This is a genomic window from Capnocytophaga sp. H2931, from assembly GCF_002302535.1.
Classification (GTDB): Bacteria; Bacteroidota; Bacteroidia; order Flavobacteriales; family Flavobacteriaceae; genus Capnocytophaga; species Capnocytophaga canis.
This window is the reverse complement of the sequence record NZ_CP022381.1, coordinates 2,513,640-2,534,621: the sequence shown is the minus strand read 5'-3', so window position 1 is coordinate 2,534,621 and position 20,982 is coordinate 2,513,640. Positions and strand designations below refer to the sequence as shown.

General features: G+C 34.5%; 22 protein-coding genes. 2 read left to right on the top strand and 20 right to left on the bottom strand.

What is annotated here, in order from left to right; all coding sequences use genetic code 11:
• Positions 1 to 154: 154 nt before the first annotated feature.
• The 14 genes from rpsB to CGC52_RS10665 all read right to left on the bottom strand — a co-directional run bounded on the left by rpsB (position 155) and on the right by CGC52_RS10665 (position 14,340).
• Positions 155 to 877 carry a 30S ribosomal protein S2 gene (gene rpsB / locus CGC52_RS10730; protein ID WP_042006018.1) on the bottom strand — a complete coding sequence of 241 codons (723 nt, stop codon included), beginning with the start codon at positions 875 to 877 and terminating at the stop codon, positions 155 to 157.
• Between the two features lie 149 nt (positions 878 to 1,026).
• On the bottom strand, positions 1,027 to 1,413 hold the full coding sequence (rpsI, locus tag CGC52_RS10725) for a 30S ribosomal protein S9 (RefSeq protein WP_042006020.1): 387 nt from the start codon (positions 1,411 to 1,413) through the stop codon (positions 1,027 to 1,029).
• Positions 1,413 to 1,868 carry a 50S ribosomal protein L13 gene (rplM, locus tag CGC52_RS10720; RefSeq protein WP_042006021.1) on the bottom strand — a complete coding sequence of 152 codons (456 nt, stop codon included), beginning with the start codon at positions 1,866 to 1,868 and terminating at the stop codon, positions 1,413 to 1,415. Before rplM ends, rpsI begins: the two co-directional genes overlap by 1 nt.
• Positions 1,869 to 2,770: 902 nt before the next feature.
• Positions 2,771 to 4,933, bottom strand: coding sequence for a polyribonucleotide nucleotidyltransferase (locus CGC52_RS10715; protein ID WP_095894356.1), 2,163 nt, complete (start codon positions 4,931 to 4,933; stop codon positions 2,771 to 2,773).
• 255 nt (positions 4,934 to 5,188) lie between these two features.
• Positions 5,189 to 5,458 (bottom strand): 30S ribosomal protein S15, encoded by a 270-nt coding sequence (gene rpsO, locus CGC52_RS10710; RefSeq protein WP_042344363.1) that lies wholly within the window; start codon positions 5,456 to 5,458, stop codon positions 5,189 to 5,191.
• Between the two features lie 87 nt (positions 5,459 to 5,545).
• On the bottom strand, positions 5,546 to 6,358 hold the full coding sequence (locus CGC52_RS10705; protein ID WP_042005584.1) for a (Fe-S)-binding protein: 813 nt from the start codon (positions 6,356 to 6,358) through the stop codon (positions 5,546 to 5,548).
• Positions 6,359 to 6,610: 252 nt separating this feature from the next.
• On the bottom strand, positions 6,611 to 7,936 hold the full coding sequence (locus tag CGC52_RS10700; RefSeq protein ID WP_095894355.1) for a (Fe-S)-binding protein: 1,326 nt from the start codon (positions 7,934 to 7,936) through the stop codon (positions 6,611 to 6,613).
• 176 nt (positions 7,937 to 8,112) lie between these two features.
• Positions 8,113 to 9,063, bottom strand: coding sequence for an MlaD family protein (locus CGC52_RS10695; protein WP_095894354.1), 951 nt, complete (start codon positions 9,061 to 9,063; stop codon positions 8,113 to 8,115).
• Positions 9,064 to 9,150: 87 nt separating this feature from the next.
• Positions 9,151 to 10,347 (bottom strand): N-acetylmuramoyl-L-alanine amidase, encoded by a 1,197-nt coding sequence (locus tag CGC52_RS10690; protein WP_042344367.1) that lies wholly within the window; start codon positions 10,345 to 10,347, stop codon positions 9,151 to 9,153.
• 168 nt (positions 10,348 to 10,515) lie between these two features.
• Positions 10,516 to 11,169 carry a hypothetical protein gene (locus CGC52_RS10685; protein WP_042005591.1) on the bottom strand — a complete coding sequence of 218 codons (654 nt, stop codon included), beginning with the start codon at positions 11,167 to 11,169 and terminating at the stop codon, positions 10,516 to 10,518.
• A 135-nt stretch (positions 11,170 to 11,304) separates the two neighbouring features.
• Entirely contained in the window at positions 11,305 to 11,649 is a 345-nt protein-coding gene (gene arsC, locus CGC52_RS10680; RefSeq protein WP_042005593.1) for an arsenate reductase (glutaredoxin), read from the bottom strand.
• Between the two features lie 154 nt (positions 11,650 to 11,803).
• On the bottom strand, positions 11,804 to 12,574 hold the full coding sequence (locus tag CGC52_RS10675; protein ID WP_095894353.1) for a C40 family peptidase: 771 nt from the start codon (positions 12,572 to 12,574) through the stop codon (positions 11,804 to 11,806).
• Between the two features lie 390 nt (positions 12,575 to 12,964).
• A complete protein-coding gene (locus tag CGC52_RS10670; RefSeq protein WP_095894352.1) occupies positions 12,965 to 13,645 on the bottom strand; it encodes a hypothetical protein in 681 nt (226 codons plus the stop codon).
• Between the two features lie 95 nt (positions 13,646 to 13,740).
• Positions 13,741 to 14,340, bottom strand: coding sequence for a SprT-like domain-containing protein (locus CGC52_RS10665; protein WP_042005597.1), 600 nt, complete (start codon positions 14,338 to 14,340; stop codon positions 13,741 to 13,743).
• A gap of 164 nt (positions 14,341 to 14,504) precedes the next feature.
• Here CGC52_RS10665 and CGC52_RS10660 point away from each other — a divergent pair, with 164 nt between their 5' ends.
• Both CGC52_RS10660 and CGC52_RS10655 read left to right on the top strand, forming a co-directional pair.
• A complete protein-coding gene (locus CGC52_RS10660; protein ID WP_042005600.1) occupies positions 14,505 to 15,188 on the top strand; it encodes a PAS domain-containing protein in 684 nt (227 codons plus the stop codon).
• 68 nt (positions 15,189 to 15,256) lie between these two features.
• The gene (locus tag CGC52_RS10655; protein ID WP_042005602.1) at positions 15,257 to 15,934 is read left to right on the top strand and encodes a PAS domain-containing protein; all 678 of its coding nucleotides are present in this window, start codon (positions 15,257 to 15,259) and stop codon (positions 15,932 to 15,934) included.
• A gap of 639 nt (positions 15,935 to 16,573) precedes the next feature.
• Here CGC52_RS10655 and metK read toward each other — a convergent pair.
• From metK to gcvH, 6 genes are all read right to left on the bottom strand, one after another.
• A complete protein-coding gene (gene metK, locus CGC52_RS10650) occupies positions 16,574 to 17,824 on the bottom strand; it encodes a methionine adenosyltransferase (RefSeq protein WP_042005604.1) in 1,251 nt (416 codons plus the stop codon).
• 235 nt (positions 17,825 to 18,059) lie between these two features.
• A complete protein-coding gene (locus tag CGC52_RS10645) occupies positions 18,060 to 18,776 on the bottom strand; it encodes a sulfite exporter TauE/SafE family protein (RefSeq protein ID WP_095894351.1) in 717 nt (238 codons plus the stop codon).
• 2 nt (positions 18,777 to 18,778) lie between these two features.
• The gene (locus CGC52_RS10640; RefSeq protein ID WP_095894350.1) at positions 18,779 to 19,246 is read right to left on the bottom strand and encodes a FixH family protein; all 468 of its coding nucleotides are present in this window, start codon (positions 19,244 to 19,246) and stop codon (positions 18,779 to 18,781) included.
• 91 nt (positions 19,247 to 19,337) lie between these two features.
• Positions 19,338 to 20,072 carry an energy transducer TonB gene (locus CGC52_RS10635; RefSeq protein ID WP_042005609.1) on the bottom strand — a complete coding sequence of 245 codons (735 nt, stop codon included), beginning with the start codon at positions 20,070 to 20,072 and terminating at the stop codon, positions 19,338 to 19,340.
• 32 nt (positions 20,073 to 20,104) lie between these two features.
• Complete coding sequence (locus CGC52_RS10630; RefSeq protein WP_232751814.1) at positions 20,105 to 20,497, bottom strand: VanZ family protein; 393 nt, start codon at positions 20,495 to 20,497, stop codon at positions 20,105 to 20,107.
• Entirely contained in the window at positions 20,490 to 20,870 is a 381-nt protein-coding gene (gene gcvH, locus CGC52_RS10625) for a glycine cleavage system protein GcvH (protein ID WP_042005613.1), read from the bottom strand. The genes CGC52_RS10630 and gcvH overlap by 8 nt, the downstream gene beginning before the upstream one ends.
• Positions 20,871 to 20,982: the final 112 nt, after the last annotated feature.

The window sequence follows — 20,982 nt, the reverse complement described above, 5'->3', positions numbered from 1 at the left end:
AACTTGAAAAACTCTGTCATTGTTTCCCTATTTGGTCAGAATGGCGTTGAACGAGAGAAAAGAATCTTTGACAAATAAAAAAATCAAATTCTCAATGACTCCGTTACACTACACTCTGAATGACATTCAAACAATCTCTCAAATAGTGTAATAATTATTCAGCAGTTTCTGCCTCTTTATTGTCTGACGTTTTTCCTGCAAGACCTTCGTTAATAGCCTCTGTCACGTACGAGAGAATTTTTTCGATAGATTTTGAAGCATCGTCATTTGCTGGGATAACATAGTCCACCTCACGAGGGTCTGAATTGGTATCCACCATAGCAAAAATAGGAATGTTTAATTTTTGAGCTTCTTTAACTGCAATATGCTCACGCATTGTGTCCACAACAAACAACGCTCCTGGAAGGCGAGACATGTCAGCGATAGAACCTAAGTTCTTCTCTAATTTTTCTCTTAAACGTTCGATTTGTAGTTTTTCTCTCTTTGAAAGGGTTTCAAAAGTGCCATCTTTTTTCATTTTATCAATTGAAGACATCTTTTTAACCGCTTTGCGAATAGTAACAAAGTTAGTTAACATACCTCCTGGCCATCTTTCAGTGATGTAAGGCATCTTAACTGATGCTGCTTTTTCTGCAACAACATCTTTTGCTTGCTTTTTAGTTGCAACAAAAAGAATTTTTTTACCTGATGCTGCAATTTTCTTCAAAGCCTCATTAGCTTCTTCAATTTTAGCTGCAGTTTTGTATAAATTAATTACGTGGATTCCGTTACGCTCCATATAGATATATGGTGCCATATTAGGGTTCCATTTTCTAGTCAAATGCCCAAAGTGAACACCTGCATCTAGTAAATCTTTAATTTCTATGTTATTTGCCATTTTTTTAATAGTTTACGTTCCGTTGAAATTTAGCAATACTGAAGTGGAAACCATAACGTTTGCCAACAATATTTGGATGCTAAACTAAATTCCTTCTGAAAAGGAACAACGACAACAATGTTTTTAAATTCTTTAATAAGTCTAACGTATTAACGTTTAGAGAATTGGAATCTCTTACGAGCTTTTTTCTGACCGAACTTCTTACGTTCCACCATACGAGGATCTCTCGTTAATAGCCCTTCCGGTTTCAATGTAGCTCTATTTTCAACATCAACTTCGCATAAAGCTCTTGATATTGCCAAACGAATAGCCTCAGCTTGTCCTGTTACTCCACCTCCGTAAACATTCACTTTCACATCATAAGTATCCTCTGTTCCTGTTAAAGCGAAAGGTTGTCTTACTTTGTACTGAAGTGTTGAGGTTGTAAAGTAATCATTTAATTCTCTTTTATTTACACTAATTGCACCATTACCTGGTTTCAAATAAACACGTGCAACCGCTGTTTTTCTTCTTCCAATTTTGTGAATTACTTCCATTATTTCAAATCGTTTAAGTTAACGGCTGTAGGTTGTTGTGCTTCGTGTTTGTGCTCTGTACCTACATACACTTTTAAATTACGTAAAATCGCCACACCCAATTTATTTTTTGGCAACATACCTTTAACTGCTTTTTCAATTAAACGTTCAGGGTGTTTCGCTAAGACGTCCTTAGCTGTTTGCACTCTCTGCCCTCCTGGATAACCTGTGTAACGAAGATATTCTTTATCGTTCCATTTGTTACCAGTTAAGTTGATTTTTTCAGCATTGATAACAATCACGTTATCTCCGCAATCAACGTGTGGTGTAAACTCGGGCTTGTACTTACCTCGTAGCAATTTTGCCACTTTTGAAGCAAGACGACCCAATGTCTGTCCTTCAGCATCTACCAAAACCCACTTTTTGTTAGCAGTGTTTTTATTTACTGAAATTGTTTTGTAGCTTAATGTGTCCACATTTCTAATTTTAAATTAAACATTCCTTTTCCTTATCAAAATACATACGTATCTGAAATTGGGGTGCAAAGTTACAATTATTTACGTAATATGCAAATTTATTGATGCTTTTTTATTTCAGGAAATCATTTCTACTAACACTTTGTAATAGCAAAACTAAATTTAAGGAAGAAAGACTTTCTAACGTAACACACTAAACACTTCCTTAACAAAGAAAGTTATCTATGTTTATTCTAATTTTATCTATTTTGCTAAAAATCAACTCTCATAGGCAAACATTTTTTTTCGGTATTCACTCCTAAAAACTTGGGGAATAAGCAACGTCTTTGTGCAGTAGTAAGAAAAACTCAAGAGTAATTCAAAATACTATCGCTATGATGGGATATCATACTTTGATTAACATAGATTTTAGAATGTTTCTAAAAACAGAAAAAAAACTCTTCGAAAAAACTATATATTTTTGAGAGTAATTATGGTTGTCATATTCAAATTGACTCAGGATTTGTTTGCCACTAAACCTGATACATTTGAGTAATATTTTTGAGTACTAAAGTCTAGCTTTAATTGTTTTTTTTCCTGAAAAATTAACTATATACTACCAATTACCACGCAGCATTTGATCTGTTTTGGTTACTTACCCATTCTTTTTATTTGGTGTGGATTTTCACGACCTTTAAATTATTCAATGGTACCGCTTAAAAGAAAAATCTTTTGGAATGCAATTTGTGTTTTATCTCCTCTAATATTGAAAAAAAATAGAAGGTTGTTTAAAAAGCGTTTTTCTATATATTACTCTGAGTGTAGAAATGTTTTTTAATAACTCATTGTTAGATTTTGCTTCTTATCTACAAAAGATAAGGATTATAGATTAAATCTTTTTAAACAACCTTATTGTATTCTGCTTAAGAGTTATGACTCTTTTTCTTATCCGTTCCTGATTTTCCGTTGTTATCTCTTGGTGGACGAGGTAATAAAGCCTTACGAGACACACGTGTCTTTTTTGTTTTAGTATCAACGCCTAAGTATTTCACTTCGATGATATCACCCTCTTTCAATGCATCAGAAACTTTTTCAATGCGTTCCCAAGCGATTTCAGAAATGTGGATAAAAGAATCCTTACCTGGCATAAATTCAACAATCGCACCAATTTCCAACAATCGGATTACTTTCACTTTGTAAGTTTCTCCTTCTACGGGTTCGAACGAAACAGCATGAACAGCATTAATTACTTCTTCAATACCTTCAGAATCAGTCCCTAATATTTCAACTATGCCCAATTCCCCCACTTCCTCAATAACGATGGTGGTGTTAGTACGAGATTGTAGGTCTTGGATATTTTTTCCTCCCGAACCGATGAACGCACCGATATATTCTTTCGGCATTTCCATTTTAACAATTTTCGGAGCATGAGCTTTAACTTCCGACTTAGGTTCGGCAATCGTATCAGTAATTTTGTTTAAAATATGCATACGTCCCTCACGAGCTTGTTCCAAGGCTTTCTCTAAAATTTCATAGGTCAAACCTTTTATTTTGATATCCATTTGACAAGCAGTAATTCCATCTTTGGTTCCTGTAACTTTAAAGTCCATGTCTCCCAAGTGGTCTTCATCACCTAAAATATCCGAAAGTACAGCATATTTATCCCCTTCGGTAATCAATCCCATTGCAATACCCGAAACAGGTTTAATCATCTGAACTCCTGCGTCCATTAACGCCAAAGTACCAGCACAAACAGTCGCCATTGACGATGAACCATTCGATTCTAAAATTTCGGAAACTACCCGAACAGTGTAAGGACAATCAGCTGGAATCATACGCTTCAAAGCACGTTGAGCTAAGTTTCCATGTCCAATTTCTCTTCGTGAAGTCCCTCTAAGTGGACGAGCCTCACCAGTAGAGAACGGTGGGAAGTTATAATGCAGGTAAAAACGTTCTTCACCTTGTTCTGTTGGAAGGTCAATAACGTTTGCTTCACGTGATGTTCCCAAAGTAACCGTTGTCAATGACTGAGTTTCACCACGAGTAAAAATAGATGATCCGTGAGCAGATGGTAGATAATCAATTTCGCACCAGATTGGACGAATTTGAGTTGTATTTCTTCCATCCAAACGGATATTTTCATTTAAAATAAGGTTTCTAACAGCTTCTTTATGAGCCTTTCCAAAATATTTGCTGATTAAAACAGCATATTCTTCCTGCTCTTCTTCCGTAAACAGAGCCATACATTCCTCTTTTACAGCAGCAAATTTGTCGCTACGCTCATGCTTTCCTGTATCTTCTTTAGCAATGGCGTAGCATTTTGGGTAAGCATAGTTATATACTTTATCCTTAATTTCCTCATTTTCAGATTCAGGTTCGTAACTACGTTTTTCAGTTTTTCCAACTTTTTCTGCCAAACGAATTTGAGCATCAATTTGTACTTTGATAGCTTCGTGAGCAAATTTGATGGCTTCGGTCATTTCTTTTTCAGAAACTTCGTCCATCTCTCCTTCCACCATAGCAACGAAATCTTTGGAAGCTCCTACCATAATGTCTATATCCGACTGAGCCAATTGCTCTTTGTTCGGATTTATGATGAATTTTCCATCAACACGACCTACCCGCACTTCGGAAATTGGCCCATCGAACGGAATGTCGGATACAGCAATACAAGCAGATGCTGCTAAACCCGCTAAAGCGTCAGGCATTACACTTTCATCGTGTGACATTAATTGAATCATTACCTGAGTTTCAGCATGATAGTCTTTTGGGAATAAAGGACGTAACACACGGTCAACCAATCGCATGGTTAATACCTCTTGGTCGCTTGGACGTGCCTCACGTTTGAAAAAACCACCGGGGAAACGTCCTGCAGCGGCAAATTTTTCACGATAATCCACCGTTAAAGGTAAAAAATCCGTATCTGGGTTAATTTCTTTGGCAGAAACTACTGTTGCAAGCAACATCGCATTGCCCATCCTAACAACAACAGAACCATCTGCTTGTTTAGCTAATTTTCCCGTTTCGATGGATATTTCTCTACCATCTTCAAGGGTAATAATTTCCTTTTTTACTTCTGGAATCATAAATTCTTTTTTTAATTAAACAATGGGTTGTGTTGTTGTTTATGTTATAATCCCAATGGCCAGTTATGCACCGACAGGCTTAAAAAGATTAATAGAATCTATAGTTGTATGTGTATTTTTCTGTTTTTCTTAGTTTTAAAAAATCTGTCCATGGAAAGACAAAAACACAAAAAGTAAAACACAAAAATATTTTGTCATTTTAAAGGAGAATATAAAAAACGTTTAAAAAAAAAGAGGCAAAAAGCCCCTTTTTGATTATTTTCTAATACCAAGTTCTTTGATTATATTACGATATCTTTCGATGTCGTTGTTTTTCAAGTAGTCAAGCAAACTTCTTCTTTTACCTACCAATTTAACCAACGCACGCTCTGTGTTATAATCTTTACGATTTGCTTTTAAGTGTTGCGTTAAGTGGTTGATTCTGTGTGTAAAAAGAGCTATTTGCCCTTCTGATGAACCTGTGTTCGTTTCTGAACCTGCGTACTTTTTGAAAATTTCCGCTTTAATTTCCTTTGTTAAATACATTCCAATATTGTTTTAAATGATTATTATGTACTGATTTTTAGGTGGCAAAGATACATAAAAATATGTAACCTCCAAATTTTTTATAATTTATTTTTCATCGTTCTGAATTGTAGGAGAAGCCATGCATAACAGTTCCACTACGTCTAAAATTTCGATAACATCCTCTTTTTTCTTACTTTTTATACCGTCTGTGAGCATTGTGTTACAAAAGGGACAAGCTGTAGCAATTACCTCTGGTTGTACTTCCAGAGCTTGTTCTGTGCGTAAAGCGTAGATCTCTTTATCGCCTCTTTCGGATTCTTTGAACATTTGGGCTCCACCCGCACCACAGCACATTGAGCGACTTTTACTTTTTTTCATTTCAACTAATTCGACACCCAATTTTTTTAACAAGTTGCGTGGAGCATCATAAACATTATTGCCTCTCCCTAAATAACAAGGATCGTGAAATGTCACACGTTTACCTTTAAAAAAATCTTTGTCAATATGTAGTTGATTCGATTTGATGAGCTTCTCAATATATTCTGTATGATGCCAAACCTCATAAACACCCCCCAATGCAGGATATTCATTTTTGAGAGTATTAAACACATGTGGACATGTAGTTACGATTTTTTTGACGTTATAAGCTTCCAAAAGCTGAATATTACTCATAGCTTGGATTTGGAAAAGAAACTCATTTCCAGCTCGTTTAGCAGGGTCTCCAGTATCACTTTCTTCAGCTCCGAGTACTGCAAAATCTACGTTAGCTTGATTTAGTAGCTGAACAAACGCCCGAACGATTCGTTTAGCTCGGTCATCGTAACTGCCTGCACTTCCTACCCAAAATAAAATTTCAGGAGATTTACCTTGTGCCATAAGTTCGGCCATCGTAGGTACGTAAAGCGTATTTCTGGTCATAGTCATATGCCGTTAGTAATCTTCAAAGACTTCAATAGAACGTTGTTTCGTCTAATCAGAAAAATATGTTGTACTTTTATTTTTAATCGTTTTATTATTAGGTTTTTAACTGTTTTGTAAAAATGTTTTTTTGAGACTTGAAATTGTAATTTTTCTACCTTTATCTAGCTCACCCTCTTTAGCTTACGCAACTTAAAAATGATTCTTTTTCCTACAGCTTTTAAACCCAAGATGTTTTTATACCTTCTAGAATTAAGATTCATTCACCCAATTCAGGCGGTCAGCTTGGCTATATGCCCATGGAGCTCCGTTATTTTCGATGTTGGTCATCATTGTATTTAACTCGGCAGGAGCTGCCGATTCTTCCATTACTAGGTATTGACGCATATCCATAATTATTGACAAAGGGTTGATACTAACCGGACACGCTTCCACACATGCATTACAGGATGTACACGCCCAAAGTTCTTCGGGAGTGATGTAATCATTCAACAGTTGTTTGTTATCATTCTGAAATTTACCTTTATTGGTATCAATATTTTTACTAACCTCCTCCAGTCGATCGCGTGTTTTCATCATTATGTTTCGTGGCGATAGTTTTTTCCCCGTTAAATTTGCAGGACATTCATCGGTGCATCGTCCACATTCGGTACAGGTGTATGCATTCATGAGTTGTACCCATGTTAGGTCAAAAATGTCCGAAGCACCAAATTTTTCAGGAGGTGTAGCGCTTTCAACAGGTACAGCAAAAGGATCAGCCGTAGGGTCGAGCATTAGTTTTACTTCCTCCAAAACCCGTTGGTTAACTTTTAATGCTCCTTGCGGACGCGTTGAAGCAAAATACGTATTGGGGAATGCTAAAACTATATGTAAATGTTTCGAATAGTACAGATAATTCAAAAAGAATAGTACTCCAATAATGTGTAACCACCAGCAACAACGCTCAATGGCTATTAGTGTTACAGCTGAAAAATTGGTAAAAAGTTTTGATATCCAACTGCTTATAGGGAAACTCCCTGCCTGGATATAGCCTTCAACTCCTAAATCCTGTAGTCGTAGATCCGCAGCATTCATTGTTAGGAAAAGAAGCATTAAAATGGTTTCGATGTAAAGAATATTATTACCGTCTTTTTTAGCCCAATTTTGAAGCTCTTCTTTTTTGAATCGACTTATATTCAACAGATTACGACGAATCCAAAAAACACCTACCGAAATGAGAACTAACAACGCTAACACTTCAAATGAAGCAATTAAAACATCATAAAAACTGCCTAAAAAAGCAAACACACGGTGCGTACCAAAGATGCCATCTATCACAATTTCAAGCATTTCGATATTTATGATAATAAATCCAAGGTATACCAGAATATGCAGAATTCCCGATATGGGACGAACGGTCATTTTTTGCTGTCCAAGTGCAATCCAAAGCATGTTTTTCCACCGCTGTGCTTTGTTGTCAGTCGTATTTTCGTCCTTTCCTAAACGGATATTCCGAACGAGTTTACGAACATTTTTTACAAAAAAAACGATAGCAATCGCAAATAGTAAACAGAATAGTATGTTAGGTAATATACTCATAATCATTTCTTTACTCTATAATAGAGTTCTATTCATTCGTGTAGGACTGGAAAACGCTAATAGAACTCTATCAAAACCAATCTTATATGTAACTTAGTAGAGATACCAATTTCATTTCTGAAAATTAGTAAAATCTGCGAAGAGTAGATTGATAGAAGCTAATTTTTAGGATTAGCTTATTCTTTTTCAGAAGATTTATTTTCTTGGTAAGGTTGCTGTTTTTTCCCAAAAACTGAAAAATGCATGTAGCGTTTTGGATTTAGCCGTAAATCTTCTAATAATAATTCCAATTGCTTACTGCTGTTGCTCAAATTGTTATACAAAATTTCGTCTTTCATCAGTTTCCCTAAACTACCATTACCTTTTTCCATATTAGCAAGTACCGCATTGAGATTTGCTATAGCTGATTGTGTTTCTTTAATAGTTTTATCTATGTCAGCGTTTGCTAAATTATTTGAGACTTTAGCTAAATCAGCGGTAATTTTATTAGTATTTTGTAGACTTGCGTTCAAATGCTCTTGATTGGTTGCTAACATTTTATTCAACATTATGGTTGATTTGTTCAAATGTTGCATTGTACTACTTAAATCCGAAATAGCTTTTTTTAAATCAGCTACTGTTTTTTCGTCTAATAGCGTATTTATGGAATTGATTGTTGCGTTAGAATCCGTGAGTAAACGGTTGATTTTCTCTTGTGTAGGGTCAATTTTTGAAGATAAGGATGTCATCATGTCTTCTTTAATTGAGCTTGTAAGTACTTCGCCCGATTCGGCAAGTGGAGCATCGTCAAATACAGGTACAATCTGCATTGAAGTTCCCCCTAAAAGACTGCTATAAATTTCAGCTTTACTATTTTTTGAGAAAAGAAAATCCTTTGAACAAGATAGAGTTACTTTAATTTTGGCCGTTTTTTCTTCCAAAGTTACAGCATCAACATTACCGATTTTAACCCCATTGACTGTTACAGGTGTTCCTGATTTTAATCCATTGGAATGATCAAAATAAGCATAGTAAGTATTAGTTCTGCTGAACATTGTTTTGGATTTCAAAAAGTTAAATCCAATGAAAAAACAAGCAATACCTGCAATGACGATGACAGCAGCTTTAAATTCTTTTGATAATTTCATTATGTACTTTTTACGATTTTATGTTTAGTTTCTAAATGTGCAAAGGTACGGATAAAAAAATGAAACTATCTTAAAAAAATATCAAAATCATTCATTTTTTTCAGCTACACTTAATTGTACGGGTTTTCCATCCAAATATGCAATTATGTAAGCATCCTTGTATCCAACTTTTTTTGCATTGGCTAACAGTACGTTAGCCTCTGAGCGTTTGGAGGCTGCTCCATAGAGATAACAGTATAAGTTTCCACATTTTACGGATGAAATTGGAGACAATTTTTTGAAGTTGTAAGGTTTAGCCTCTATTTTTTTGGCACTGGATGACAACTGTATTTTATAGACAACCTTTGATTTTTTGATATTTCCTTTTTTCTGAGTGGTACTATTATTCTTTTTGGTTGTATTACTGCTTTTGGAGGTCGTTTTGGCTGTTTTTTTTATATTATTTGTCTTTTTAGGGCTTGATGCTTTCTTTTCTGATGACTTAGCAGGTGTTTCTTCTATAAAATTTTCTGGAACAATATGCGAACTACGTGATTGTACCCATGTTTTATAAGACAGAATAGCATCGGCGATGTTTTCTGCAAAATCTGTTTGTCCCTTTTTGGAGGCTAAAAATTTCAACTCATCATTATTTGACAAAAAACCAGTTTCAACCAGTATACTAGGCATATAGGTTTGGTGTAACACAATAAACGGTGCTTGTTTTACCCCTCGATTGTTACGTTGCATCACATTTGTGAAATTATCCTGTACATATTTTGCCAACTGAATACTCTGCTCTAAAAACTCCTCCTGCATGATCGATAAACCGATGAACGATTCAGGTGAGTTTATGTTGTAGGCAGCATATTTGGTTTTGTAGTTATCTTCCAAATAGATTACGGCGTTCTCGGTTTTTGCGACTTCCATGTTTCGGTCGTTAGCACTCAAACCTAACACAAAGGTTTCAGAACCAGCGGCTTGTGTGTGATGGGCATTGCAATGTACCGAAACGAACAAATCGGCTTTAGCTCTATTAGCGATGGCTCCACGCTCATACAAATCGACAAAAACGTCTTTTTTTCGTGTGTAAATAACCTGAATATCAGAGTGTTGTTCTAGTATTTTTCCTACTTCTAAAACAATATTTAGTGCCACATCTTTTTCGTATATCTTTCCTTTCCCAATTTTCCCCGGGTCTTTACCACCATGCCCAGCGTCTAAAACAACGTTGAAAGTAGGAGTTTTTTGTGAAAAAATTAAATTCGACACTAAAAGTGCTAAAAATAATAAGATGTTTTTCATTTCTGTTATGATGTTTTTTTAGTAAGAGATTGTGATTGAATTTTTTATTTATGCTGATTAGTGTATTTAGACATTTTCGAAAATCTCGGGTATATTTTTTTGATATGATGAAATTCTAAAGGTAAAGTTTATTACAATTAGAAATCAATGCTTTTGAACGTCATTAGGTTACTCCTCTTTTTCGATTTCTTTCACGACAACAAATTGAGCCTTTGAGCCTGTTGCCAAATTCCACTGATTCTGAGCAATTATCTTTCCTTTGTCGTCTAATACTTTGAAATCGGCTGTATTGGGCCCGGATTCTCCTTGGTTGAGTGCTAAAAATTCGATTTTATTAAATCCTGGTTTAAGTTGAATTTGAAATCCTTTGTAATCTCCTACTAAAAGAATATCGTGAATTTCGACTTTGTCATTGACCAAAATACTTACTCTGTCTCCGTCAATTGCTTGAAAGTCACGGCAGTATACGTTTACATGCCCTCCATTACTCAAAAAATCACCAAAAAATTGATTACCTTTTGGAGCATCATACTCTTCTTTTTGTTGGTAATTATTCAAATAAGAACGATTTTCCGTGAATTTTTTGTGTACTAAGTTACTTTTTCGCGTGAAATCAATCTGTTTTTCAGGCGTTTTCATAAATGGATTTTCTTTTGTTTCCACTCCCATCGGTAGGGTGTAAGTATCACTCGGAAGTTCCAAAGTAGGAGCTTTCTCCAATGGAATCACCACAGGTAATTCCCTCTTTTTGTTTTCAAAAGGCTGTGCATTTGCAAAGAAAACAAATCCGAAAAGAGATATTATTAAATAATGTACTTTCATAGTCGTAAAATTTTAAAGATAAGCCAAGAGCAATAAAAAGGCTATTTTTCGTTACACAAATAGTATGCCTTACATAAAAACTTACTCAAAATTTTTAGAGAATCTACTGAAATATAATTTTTTACAGATAAATTATCATCGTATGAATTCATAAATTTTTTCTTCAGGTCGCCCGATGATGGCTTTATTACCTTGCACTACAATAGGACGCTCAATGAGTTGAGGATGTGTAACTAATAAATCTATTATTTCGTTATCTGTCAATGCTTTATTTTGATAGTTTTCCTTCCATATACCTTCGTTTTTACGAACCAACTCCATGGGAGGAATCCCTAATTTTTCAAGTAGAGTGATAATTTCTTTTTTCGTCAGCGGATTTTTCAAATATTCCACCACCTCAAATTGTTTTTCTGAATTTTTGAGTATGTCCAGACCACATCTTGATTTGGAACATCTTGGATTGTGATAAATCGTAATCATTTAATCATGTTTTTGATTTGTTATAACTATATAATAAGTCCAGAAAGATGCTGTTTTTCCTATAATGGATTCGTAGTCTTGATTTATGTCTATCAACTTATATTATTTGCGAATAACAAATCCATAAAAGAGATGACATCCTTTGTAAATCAATTCATTGTGTTTTTTGAACTATTCGTTTCATAAGTCTGAGTTTGTGGGTATAATTTCGTAGTTCGGAATTGAAAATACCGATATGGTCTAACCTATCAATACGTACTTTGCCGTATGAATGGATGATATGATTATCACCCAACAGAATTCCAACATGAATTATATTTCCCTCTTCATCATCGAAAAAAGCCAAATCGCCTGGTATAGTTTCCTCAATGAAATCGACCAAAATCCCTTGAGAGGCTTGTTTTTCAGGAGTTCGTAAAAGCTTGATTCCATTAAGTTTATAAACAATTTGAGTGAATCCAGCAGCATCAATCCCAAACGGAGTGCGTCCACCAGCCAAAAAGGGAACGTTTAGATAGTCTAACGCAAGAGCAACAATACCTTTTTCAGTAGGTTTTTGTGTTGATTGAGAGGTGTTTATAAGGTGATTGTGTGAAAAAGTAGCTCCACGAGGAATTTGTAAAAACACGTTATTTGCATTTTTTACTCGCAGTTTTGTTATCCAACGATGGGCGTATTTTTCCTTTTTTTTCAAGCATTTACGATATTCTTTGTCGGAAATCAGCTGAATTTGATTTGCTAAAATCCAACCTTCACTGCCGTCATATAGGACAAGTATTTGATACCAATCTTCTTGTTTATCAATTACTTGCAATAATTCACCAAATAGCAACTGTGTTACCATTCCTGCTTCTTCACACGGATGTAGACGAACAGGCACCACACTCAAATGGCATATCCCATAAGGCATATTTATAATTTTCATATATAACTACTTGCAGCGTACGTATTTAAGCTACAAAAATAGCAACTATTTTTTAGTAAATCACAAAAAAAGTTATGTTTATTTTGAAAATAATCGGATTAACAGGATAATTATTTTTTATTTCACTGATTATCAGTAGTTTATTTATTCATGAGTTTTGTTATATAGTTTCACAGAAATCTTTATTATATCAGTCTGTAACATAAAGATTTTACTCATGAATCATTATTTTAAGTCGTATTATTTCCTTTGTAGAGCCATTTTATTAGGTTGGGTGATATGCTTTAAAGCTCTCTAATGCAGTTTTTTAGAATATGGAATACAAACAAAATCCGACTTAATAGAAATCAAGTCGGATTTATTTATGTTTCTAATATACAGTGTATTAAATTAGAATTTTACGTTTAAAACGGCTGAAAATCTGATAATAGGTTCATTAGAACTTATGTTTGAATTCCAAGATGTTGCAATACCTGTTTCAATATTATTGAAGCAGTACAGGAAATCAACTGCGATTTCTGGCTGAACAATACCTAAGAAAATCCCACTCGTTTTTTTGTTATCGATAATATATACTACTTCCTCTCTTTTATTTTCTCTCTCATAGGCAGCTGTAATACTTTGATTTTTAATTTCATACAAAGGAATGTACATACCTACTCTGATTTTAAAATATTCACGATCTAACAGAGAATAAAATATGCTACCTCTAAACAGTTTAACATCCGTGTGCGAAGAAAAATCTTTTCTGACTAATCCGATGCGTTGTAAAGATAAACTGTAAGGATTAATCTTATTAAACGCATTAAATCCATAGAAATCAACTCCTAATAAGAAACGAGAGCTTATTTTTCTTTGATAAGAAATATTATAATCCGAGTATGTTTCGTTAAATAGATGTGATGTTGGTTTTGATTGGTCAAAAATAGAGCTATCACCATCTTCGAGCAACAGGGTATTCAAAACACCTTTTTTAAAACTGATAAAATTTTTACTTTCCGCGTCTTGTGAGTAAAGCTGATGGGTTATTCCTATCACCAAAAGTAGCGATAAAACTTTGATTTTTTTCATGTTATTCTAATAAATTGATTAAACGGCGCTAATGTATTTTTTTTTTTTTGAATATCAAAATAATTTGTTTTTTTATTGAATTCGTTTCTTAATAGTTACATTTTTAAAGGCTCTACTTCGGCATGAGGTTGAAAGACATAAACCTTTTTGGTATTTATTTCAATACATTCAAAACATTTAACACGTTTGCGTCCTTTTTGAAACACACGTCCGTCTGCGATACGAAAAATGCTGCCTAACGGTAGCTCAAAAATAAAACATATATCCTGATTTTCATCATATTTTTTAAGAGTAACCGCTAATAGAGAATCAATATCACTGCTGGATTTTGGGTTTCTGAAATGATTGGCAACCACTTTTAGCAAATCCGTAGGAAAGATAGAGGGAGAAATGAATGGAATCATCAGTTGTTGGAAAGTGTATTTCCATTCGTTCCCGTGAGGTTTTATGTTTCTACCAAATTTTTCAAACGCCACTAAATGAGCAATTTCGTGGATAAGTGTGATTAAAAAGCGGTATTTATTTTCACCAGCATTTACTGTGATAAGATGTTGTCCATCAAGCAGTTGCCTGTAATCCCCATGTCTTGTTTTTCGTTCATTGACAATTTTAAGATGAACATTATTCCGTTTGATAAGTTCAAAACAGGGCATGACAGCATTTTCAGGTATGTATTTTGCGAGTATGCGTTCCATTCGGCAAATATAAGAAATTTATTTTCTCCTAAAATAGTTTAATTGTCCATGTTTATTGTTGTGAATAACTTTAATTTTAATAAAAGTTTAACATTTTTAAAGGGATATTATTCTCTTTATTTTCCGTACTTTTGTCGAGAAATAACCAATACAGATTTTTGCATATGATTAAGGATTATCGAGACATCGAATTGACAGTTGAAAGACCCACTCCTATTGATAAAGAAGTGGTTTGGGATAAATCAAAAGTTATTATAAGTGAGACAGATGTGTACGGTCGTATTACCAACGTGAACGACATTTTCTGTACGGTTGCGGGATATACTCCAGCTGAGATGATTGGTCAGCCACACAGCATCATCCGTCACCCAGATATGCCAAAGGTAACATTCAAAATGCTTTGGGACAACTTGAAAATGGGGAATAATTTTGCAGGTGTCGTTAAAAACTTAGCAAAATCAGGCGAATATTATTGGGTTATTACCGATTTTGAGATGCGTCGTGACGCTTTGGGGAATATCACACACTACATCGCACGTAGAAAATCTGTACCAAAAGGAGTGATTGATAATTACGTAGCCCCCTTGTACGAAACAATGGTGAAACTTGAAAAAATTGGTGGTATGGATTTGAGTGCTCGTTTTTTCAAAAATTATTTGGACAAACAAGGAAAAGACTACATTGATTTTATCATTGATGTAATGGCTGAAAATAGAGAAAATGTAGCGTTCCAAGACATTCCAGTGACATCTATTGATACCAATAAAATGGTTTCCGATGACATCTATACTGTGAGTGATGAGATGAACGAAAAACGTAAAAGTTTCTTTGGTAGATTATTTTCTTAATTAATTTTTACAATATTAATGAAATAATTATTACCTTTGCATTTTAATAACCTAAAATAGAAAGAACTATGTCTGATTTTAAAAGAGTGGAGCCTACAATTCAAAGACCGACTCCGATTGATAGAGAAGTAGTTTGGGACAAATCAAAAGTCCTAATCAGTGAGACAGATAGTTTTGGAACTATCACTAACGTAAATACCGTGTTTTCAGAAGTTTCTGGATACTCGATGGCGGAGCTTATTGGGCAACCTCATAATTTGATTAGACACCCCGATATGCCAAAATTGATTTTCAAAATGCTATGGGAGAATTTGAAAAAAGGAAACAACTTCGTTGGAGTTGTTAAAAACTTAGCAAAATCAGGAGAGTACTATTGGGTGGTTACAGATTTTGAAATGCGTCGTGATGCAATGGGTAATATTACACATTATATCGGTAGAAGAAAGGCTGTACCTCAAAAAGCTATAGATAATTACTTAGCTCCGTTTTACGAAACACTGTTGAAGTTAGAAAAAATTGGAGGAACTGAGTTAAGTAGTCGCTATTTCAAAAACTACTTAGCAATGCAAGGTAAAGATTATATCGACTTTGTTATTAGCGTTATGTCAGAAGGAGAAAACAAAACATTTTCAGGACAGGCTGCAGGTGCTATGGATAACAATACTGTGGTTTCTGATGACATTTATGACGTAAGTAATGCTATGAACGAAAAACGTAGAAACTTCTTCGAGAGATTGTTCTCATAGTACAAAAAAGCAAATACAATAAAAAAGACTATCCAAAAAAAGAGGATTTTGTGTATTTTAGACACCGTTACCATTTATTAATGACGAACCTCTCTATTCGGATAGTCTTTTTATTTTCTCTTTTCAGGACAATGTGGTAAAAAATGGTGCTTAGATGAAAAGAACCAAAAGTGCGAGCCGCACGGGCATTAAAAAATAAAGCAGTCGGCTTCCGACAAATTTTCCAAACTTGCTTCCTGCGGTCACTTCGAACAGTGGAAAAAATTCCACATACTAAGCTCCAAGTTTTCGCTTACTTTGCTTTATTCGTTGATTTTCTTAAAGCCAAACCTCCAATGCCAATGAAAAGCGGTCAAAATACTGAAAAATCTGTGTTGAACCATTAAAAAGTATATTCAATTAAGTACTGAACTCAAAAAAATAAATATGAGACTCAAAAATTAAGGAATACCCTTAATAATTTTCTATGCTAACCAAAAGCCAAAAGTACTACCTGAAATAAAACTGTCTGAAGAGTTTTACTTAATCACTACCCCTTTAATAAAATAAGCACTTATTATCTTGCAGATTTTATTTTACTAACCAAAACAGTGCGATCATGATTTTTATATTTAAACTCTTCAGACATTATTTGAGTTTTTACACTCCGAAAGCCTCTTTAATTTTATCGACAAAATCCAACTTTTCCCAAGTAAACAACTCAACCTCAACGGTTTTAGTAGCATTATAAGGAGAAGAAAACTCTTTTGTAACAATCTGTGGCACTCGTCCCATATGCCCGTAAGCAGCTGTTTCACTATAGATTGGATTTCTCAATTTCAATCGCTGCTCAATATCGTATGGACGAAGGCTAAAAATTTGCTGTATTTTTTTTGCAATCTCTCCATCAGTTAGGTTTACCTTTGACGTACCATAGGTGTTGACATACACCCCAGTTGGTTCTGCCACTCCTATAGCATAACTTACTTGAACCAAAATTTCATCTGCTATACCTGCAGCTACCATGTTTTTTGCAATATGTCGCATAGCATACGCTGCACTTCTGTCCACTTTACTTGGATCTTTACCTGAGAAAGCTCCTCCTCCATGAGCTCCTTTACCTCCATAAGTGTCAACAATGATTTTTCGTCCCGTCAGCCCTGTATCGCCATGAGGCCCTCCAATAACAAAAATTCCTGTTGGATTGATGTGATAAATAATATTATCATCAAAAAATGGGGCGTACTGCGGATATTTTTTTATTACCCTCGGAATTAGAATAGTAATAATATCGTGTTTAATTTTTTGTAGCATTTCAGCCTCTGAAGCAAAATCATCATGTTGAGTCGAAATCACGATAGTATTGATTCGTACAGGCTTGTTATCATCACTATACTCCAATGTAACTTGACTTTTTGCATCAGGTCGTAGATAGGTAATTTCCTTATTTTCACGTCTTAAATCAGCCAATTCTCTCAAAAGGGTATGTGATAAATCCAATGCTAACGGCATGTAATTTTCCGTTTCGTTTACCGCATATCCGAACATCATCCCTTGGTCACCTGCTCCTTGCTCTTCGGGTTTTGCTCGTTCCACACCTTGATTAATATCAGGTGATTGCTCGTGAATTGCTGAAAGAATACCACACGAATTCGCCTCAAACATATATTCACTTTTGGTGTAGCCTATTTTCTTGATAACATTGCGTGTAATTTGTTGAACATCAATATAAATATCCGACTTCACTTCCCCTGCCAATACCACTTGTCCAGTAGTTACTAAGGTTTCACACGCCACTTTTGAACTTGGATCAAAAGCTAAAAAATTGTCAATTAGAGCATCGCTGATTTGATCAGCGACTTTGTCAGGATGTCCTTCTGACACGGACTCCGATGTAAATAAATACCCCATTTCTTAATAGAATTTAGAAAGGATAACTTTGGAAATTGCCTTGTTTTTGGATAGAATATCCTTATGTAAGATAGTATAAGTCACTGTTTTAGCATTTTTTCGGAAGTTCCAAAAAGAGGTTGCAATCAGTCCAAATTTTTCCTCTTGTTAATGATGGTGCAAAGGTAGAATTTATTTATATAATGACAAATTTTTAATGCAAAAAGTTTTTATATCCCGTTTGCTTAAAGTACAATTACCGGTACATGGGTACTTGACAATCAGGATCAGCTTTAATCATCAAGTTCATATTAGATGGAGATAAATAAGGGATCCCCAAGCCCAATCCTCGTAAAATAAACAATGCTCCGATAAGGATAATAAAAAAAGGTATAATCTTTTGGATATAGATTTTCGTTTTTGTTTTTAAAAAATTACCTAAATAAATGGTTGCCGTTAGTAAAGGAACTGTTCCCAATCCAAAAAAAAGCATATACATTGCAGAATTTGTTATGCCGGTTTCAGCTAAAGCACCAAACAACGCCATATACACCAATCCGCATGGAAGAAAACCATTAAAAAAACCAATGAGAAAAACGGAAAAAGCTGTTTTATAACGAAGTTGCTGTCCTAAAGCTCGTTTGACAAATCCTATTAAAAAATAAATAGGCTTCGTAAATACGTTTAAGCGAATTTTTACCAAAGAAAGCACAACCACAACTATCATCAGTACTCCTATAATAATAGATAATTGTTGTTGATACTCTCTAACGAATAAACCTTTACCTAAAACTCCGAAAAGCACTCCCAATAGCACGTAAGTCAACGTTTTACCTATGTGATAGGTAGCCACTTGAATAGCCTTTTTGAAAGGATTATGATGTCTCAAAGGTAGTAGTAAGGTCAAAGGCCCACACATTCCTACACAGTGAAAACTTCCTAAAAGTCCTAAAATAAGTGCTGTATAAAGCATTTCTATTTGATGTCTATTTTTTCTGTAGATATATAATCCTGACTATCAAACTGATAGTTAACTTCTACTACCCAACGCCCCTTTGAAAGCACATTCATAGGTACAAGCATTTGATTATCTTTAATTTGCAATGGTATTCTGAAATCTCTTTTTTGATCCGAAGGTCTGTAAAAATATACAGTTCCAACAATAGCATCAGTAGTTTTTTGTGGAAATGTCAATGTAACACCTGCCTCTGAACTCTGAATACCTACTCCCATTTGCTCTGAAGCAGTTTTTTTTGCTTTTTCCATCATATTCTGGAAAGCTAATTCTTTTTTGTAGTAATCCTCAGTAACAAAATCGTGATCATATTTTTTGTTTATAGACATATTGAGAACAAAGTACATGATAAACGTAATAAAAAATGCAAACGCAATAACAATACCTGTCCCCCACCCTATTTTAAATTTCTTCTTTTCTGTAATCATTTTAGTGATAATTTATATTCTGCAAAGATACGTAAATCGAAGCAAAGCACAAAAAAAGAGTCCGAAAATCGGACTCTTACTTAAATTTCTTTTATTGATTCGCCAATTTGAAGTTGATAGGATATTGGTACACTACCGCTGCTGGTCTTCCACGTTGTTTACCTGGAATTAACTTAGGTAGTTTTTCAATAATTCTACGAGCTTCAGCTTCCAACGATTTATCAGGACCTCGGGTTCCCACAACAGATACAGTACCATCTTTGTTGATACGGAACGTTACCGTTACTTTCCCTTGAATGTTCATCTCCTGTGCTGATTGAGGGTATTGGAAGTTTCGTTTTACGTGTTTATCCAACGATGACTTGAAGCAATCTTCTTGTTCTTTTTTAGTTTTCAACTTCTCACACCCTTCAAACATAGGCTTGTCTTCAATGATGGTAAACGGTACATCTATTTCCTCATCAGGTTCCTCAACTACTTCAATTTCTTCTACTTTCGCAACCACTTCTTCCTTGGTTGTTTCAGTTGAACTAATAATAGTTTCTTCAATCTGTTCTTCATTCTCAACCACTTTTACGTCTTCCACAACTGGTGGTGGCGGTGGTGGTGGTGGCGGAGGCGTAAACTCCTCCATTGCGAATTCTTCCTGATCTTCATCAAGATTTGAATTGTCTAAGTCAGACAAACGACTTTCGTGTTCTTTTCTGTCATACGATTTCATTTCAAATCCTGCATAGGACAACGCAGAAATTAAAGCAAAACCAATAGCAAAAAACAATCCACTACTTTTAGTCAAGTCTGCTTTTGGATTCTTTTTTGGTTGCATAACTTAAATCTTTTTAAAAGGTAATTAAACATTTATTTAACATTAATTAAAAGCTTTTTATTAATGTACTTCATACCGATTAGAGCAACAACTGTGCCAAAAGTATTGAATAAAACATCAAATAAATCTCCACTTCTGTCTTGTGTTATAGTATTTTGCAACCATTCGATACAAATTCCTAACGAAAAAGCAACAACAAATGATAAAATGTAAATATTAGCTACTTTTTTAACATTTTCTTTATTATTTTGAAATGTCAAAAAAAACAGTATTGTAAATATAAAATAAAATACGAAATGAACAACTTTATCCAAATGAGGGATTTTCGGTAATTCATCTACATTCTTTGGAGGCATTAGACTCAAAACCAGAATAACAATCACCCAAATTAGCAACAAAATGCCAAACGTCTTTTTATTAAGCACCTATCAACTCTTTATAATCGTCAGCAGACATAAGTTCATCTAATTCAGAAGCATCGCTGAACTTCACCTTAATCATCCAACCATCTCCGTAAGGGTCTGTGTTTACTTTCTCTGGTGATTGTTCCAAAACTTCGTTAAAAGAAACGATTTCACCACTGACTGGTAAAAACAAATCAGATACTGTTTTTACAGCTTCAACAGTTCCAAAAACTTCCTCTTTATCAAGAGTTTCGCCTTCTGTTTCAACTTCTACGTAAACGATGTCGCCCAACTCTTTTTGAGCAAAATCTGTAATACCTACAACGGCTAAATCACCTTCAACACGAACCCACTCATGGTCTTTAGTGTACTTTAATTCTGATGGAATATTCATAATGTTTTAATATTTTATTAACAGACTTCAAAGGTACTATATTTTTTTTGAAATAACAAACGTTTTTAAAATAGAAATTTTAATATTTCTTTTAGATTTTTATCTACATTCC

What these genes read in the sequence shown, in the direction of transcription:
- CGC52_RS10660 (WP_042005600.1), top strand. Translation starts at nt 14,505, where the DNA reads ATGATTAAGGATTATCGAGACATCGAATTGACAGTTGAAAGACCCACT.
- CGC52_RS10675 (WP_095894353.1), bottom strand. Translation starts at nt 12,574, where the DNA reads ATGAAAATTATAAATATGCCTTATGGGATATGCCATTTGAGTGTGGTG.
- CGC52_RS10695 (WP_095894354.1), bottom strand. Translation starts at nt 9,063, where the DNA reads ATGAAATTATCAAAAGAATTTAAAGCTGCTGTCATCGTCATTGCAGGT.
- CGC52_RS10670 (WP_095894352.1), bottom strand. Translation starts at nt 13,645, where the DNA reads ATGAAAAAAATCAAAGTTTTATCGCTACTTTTGGTGATAGGAATAACC.
- CGC52_RS10635 (WP_042005609.1), bottom strand. Translation starts at nt 20,072, where the DNA reads ATGCAACCAAAAAAGAATCCAAAAGCAGACTTGACTAAAAGTAGTGGA.
- CGC52_RS10700 (WP_095894355.1), bottom strand. Translation starts at nt 7,936, where the DNA reads ATGAGTATATTACCTAACATACTATTCTGTTTACTATTTGCGATTGCT.
- CGC52_RS10715 (WP_095894356.1), bottom strand. Translation starts at nt 4,933, where the DNA reads ATGATTCCAGAAGTAAAAAAGGAAATTATTACCCTTGAAGATGGTAGA.
- rpsB (WP_042006018.1), bottom strand. Translation starts at nt 877, where the DNA reads ATGGCAAATAACATAGAAATTAAAGATTTACTAGATGCAGGTGTTCAC.
- rpsO (WP_042344363.1), bottom strand. Translation starts at nt 5,458, where the DNA reads ATGTATTTAACAAAGGAAATTAAAGCGGAAATTTTCAAAAAGTACGCA.
- metK (WP_042005604.1), bottom strand. Translation starts at nt 17,824, where the DNA reads ATGGGGTATTTATTTACATCGGAGTCCGTGTCAGAAGGACATCCTGAC.
- CGC52_RS10685 (WP_042005591.1), bottom strand. Translation starts at nt 11,169, where the DNA reads ATGAAAGTACATTATTTAATAATATCTCTTTTCGGATTTGTTTTCTTT.
- CGC52_RS10690 (WP_042344367.1), bottom strand. Translation starts at nt 10,347, where the DNA reads ATGAAAAACATCTTATTATTTTTAGCACTTTTAGTGTCGAATTTAATT.
- arsC (WP_042005593.1), bottom strand. Translation starts at nt 11,649, where the DNA reads ATGATTACGATTTATCACAATCCAAGATGTTCCAAATCAAGATGTGGT.
- CGC52_RS10640 (WP_095894350.1), bottom strand. Translation starts at nt 19,246, where the DNA reads ATGATTACAGAAAAGAAGAAATTTAAAATAGGGTGGGGGACAGGTATT.
- CGC52_RS10655 (WP_042005602.1), top strand. Translation starts at nt 15,257, where the DNA reads ATGTCTGATTTTAAAAGAGTGGAGCCTACAATTCAAAGACCGACTCCG.
- CGC52_RS10705 (WP_042005584.1), bottom strand. Translation starts at nt 6,358, where the DNA reads ATGACCAGAAATACGCTTTACGTACCTACGATGGCCGAACTTATGGCA.
- rpsI (WP_042006020.1), bottom strand. Translation starts at nt 1,413, where the DNA reads ATGGAAGTAATTCACAAAATTGGAAGAAGAAAAACAGCGGTTGCACGT.
- gcvH (WP_042005613.1), bottom strand. Translation starts at nt 20,870, where the DNA reads ATGAATATTCCATCAGAATTAAAGTACACTAAAGACCATGAGTGGGTT.
- CGC52_RS10665 (WP_042005597.1), bottom strand. Translation starts at nt 14,340, where the DNA reads ATGGAACGCATACTCGCAAAATACATACCTGAAAATGCTGTCATGCCC.
- CGC52_RS10645 (WP_095894351.1), bottom strand. Translation starts at nt 18,776, where the DNA reads ATGCTTTATACAGCACTTATTTTAGGACTTTTAGGAAGTTTTCACTGT.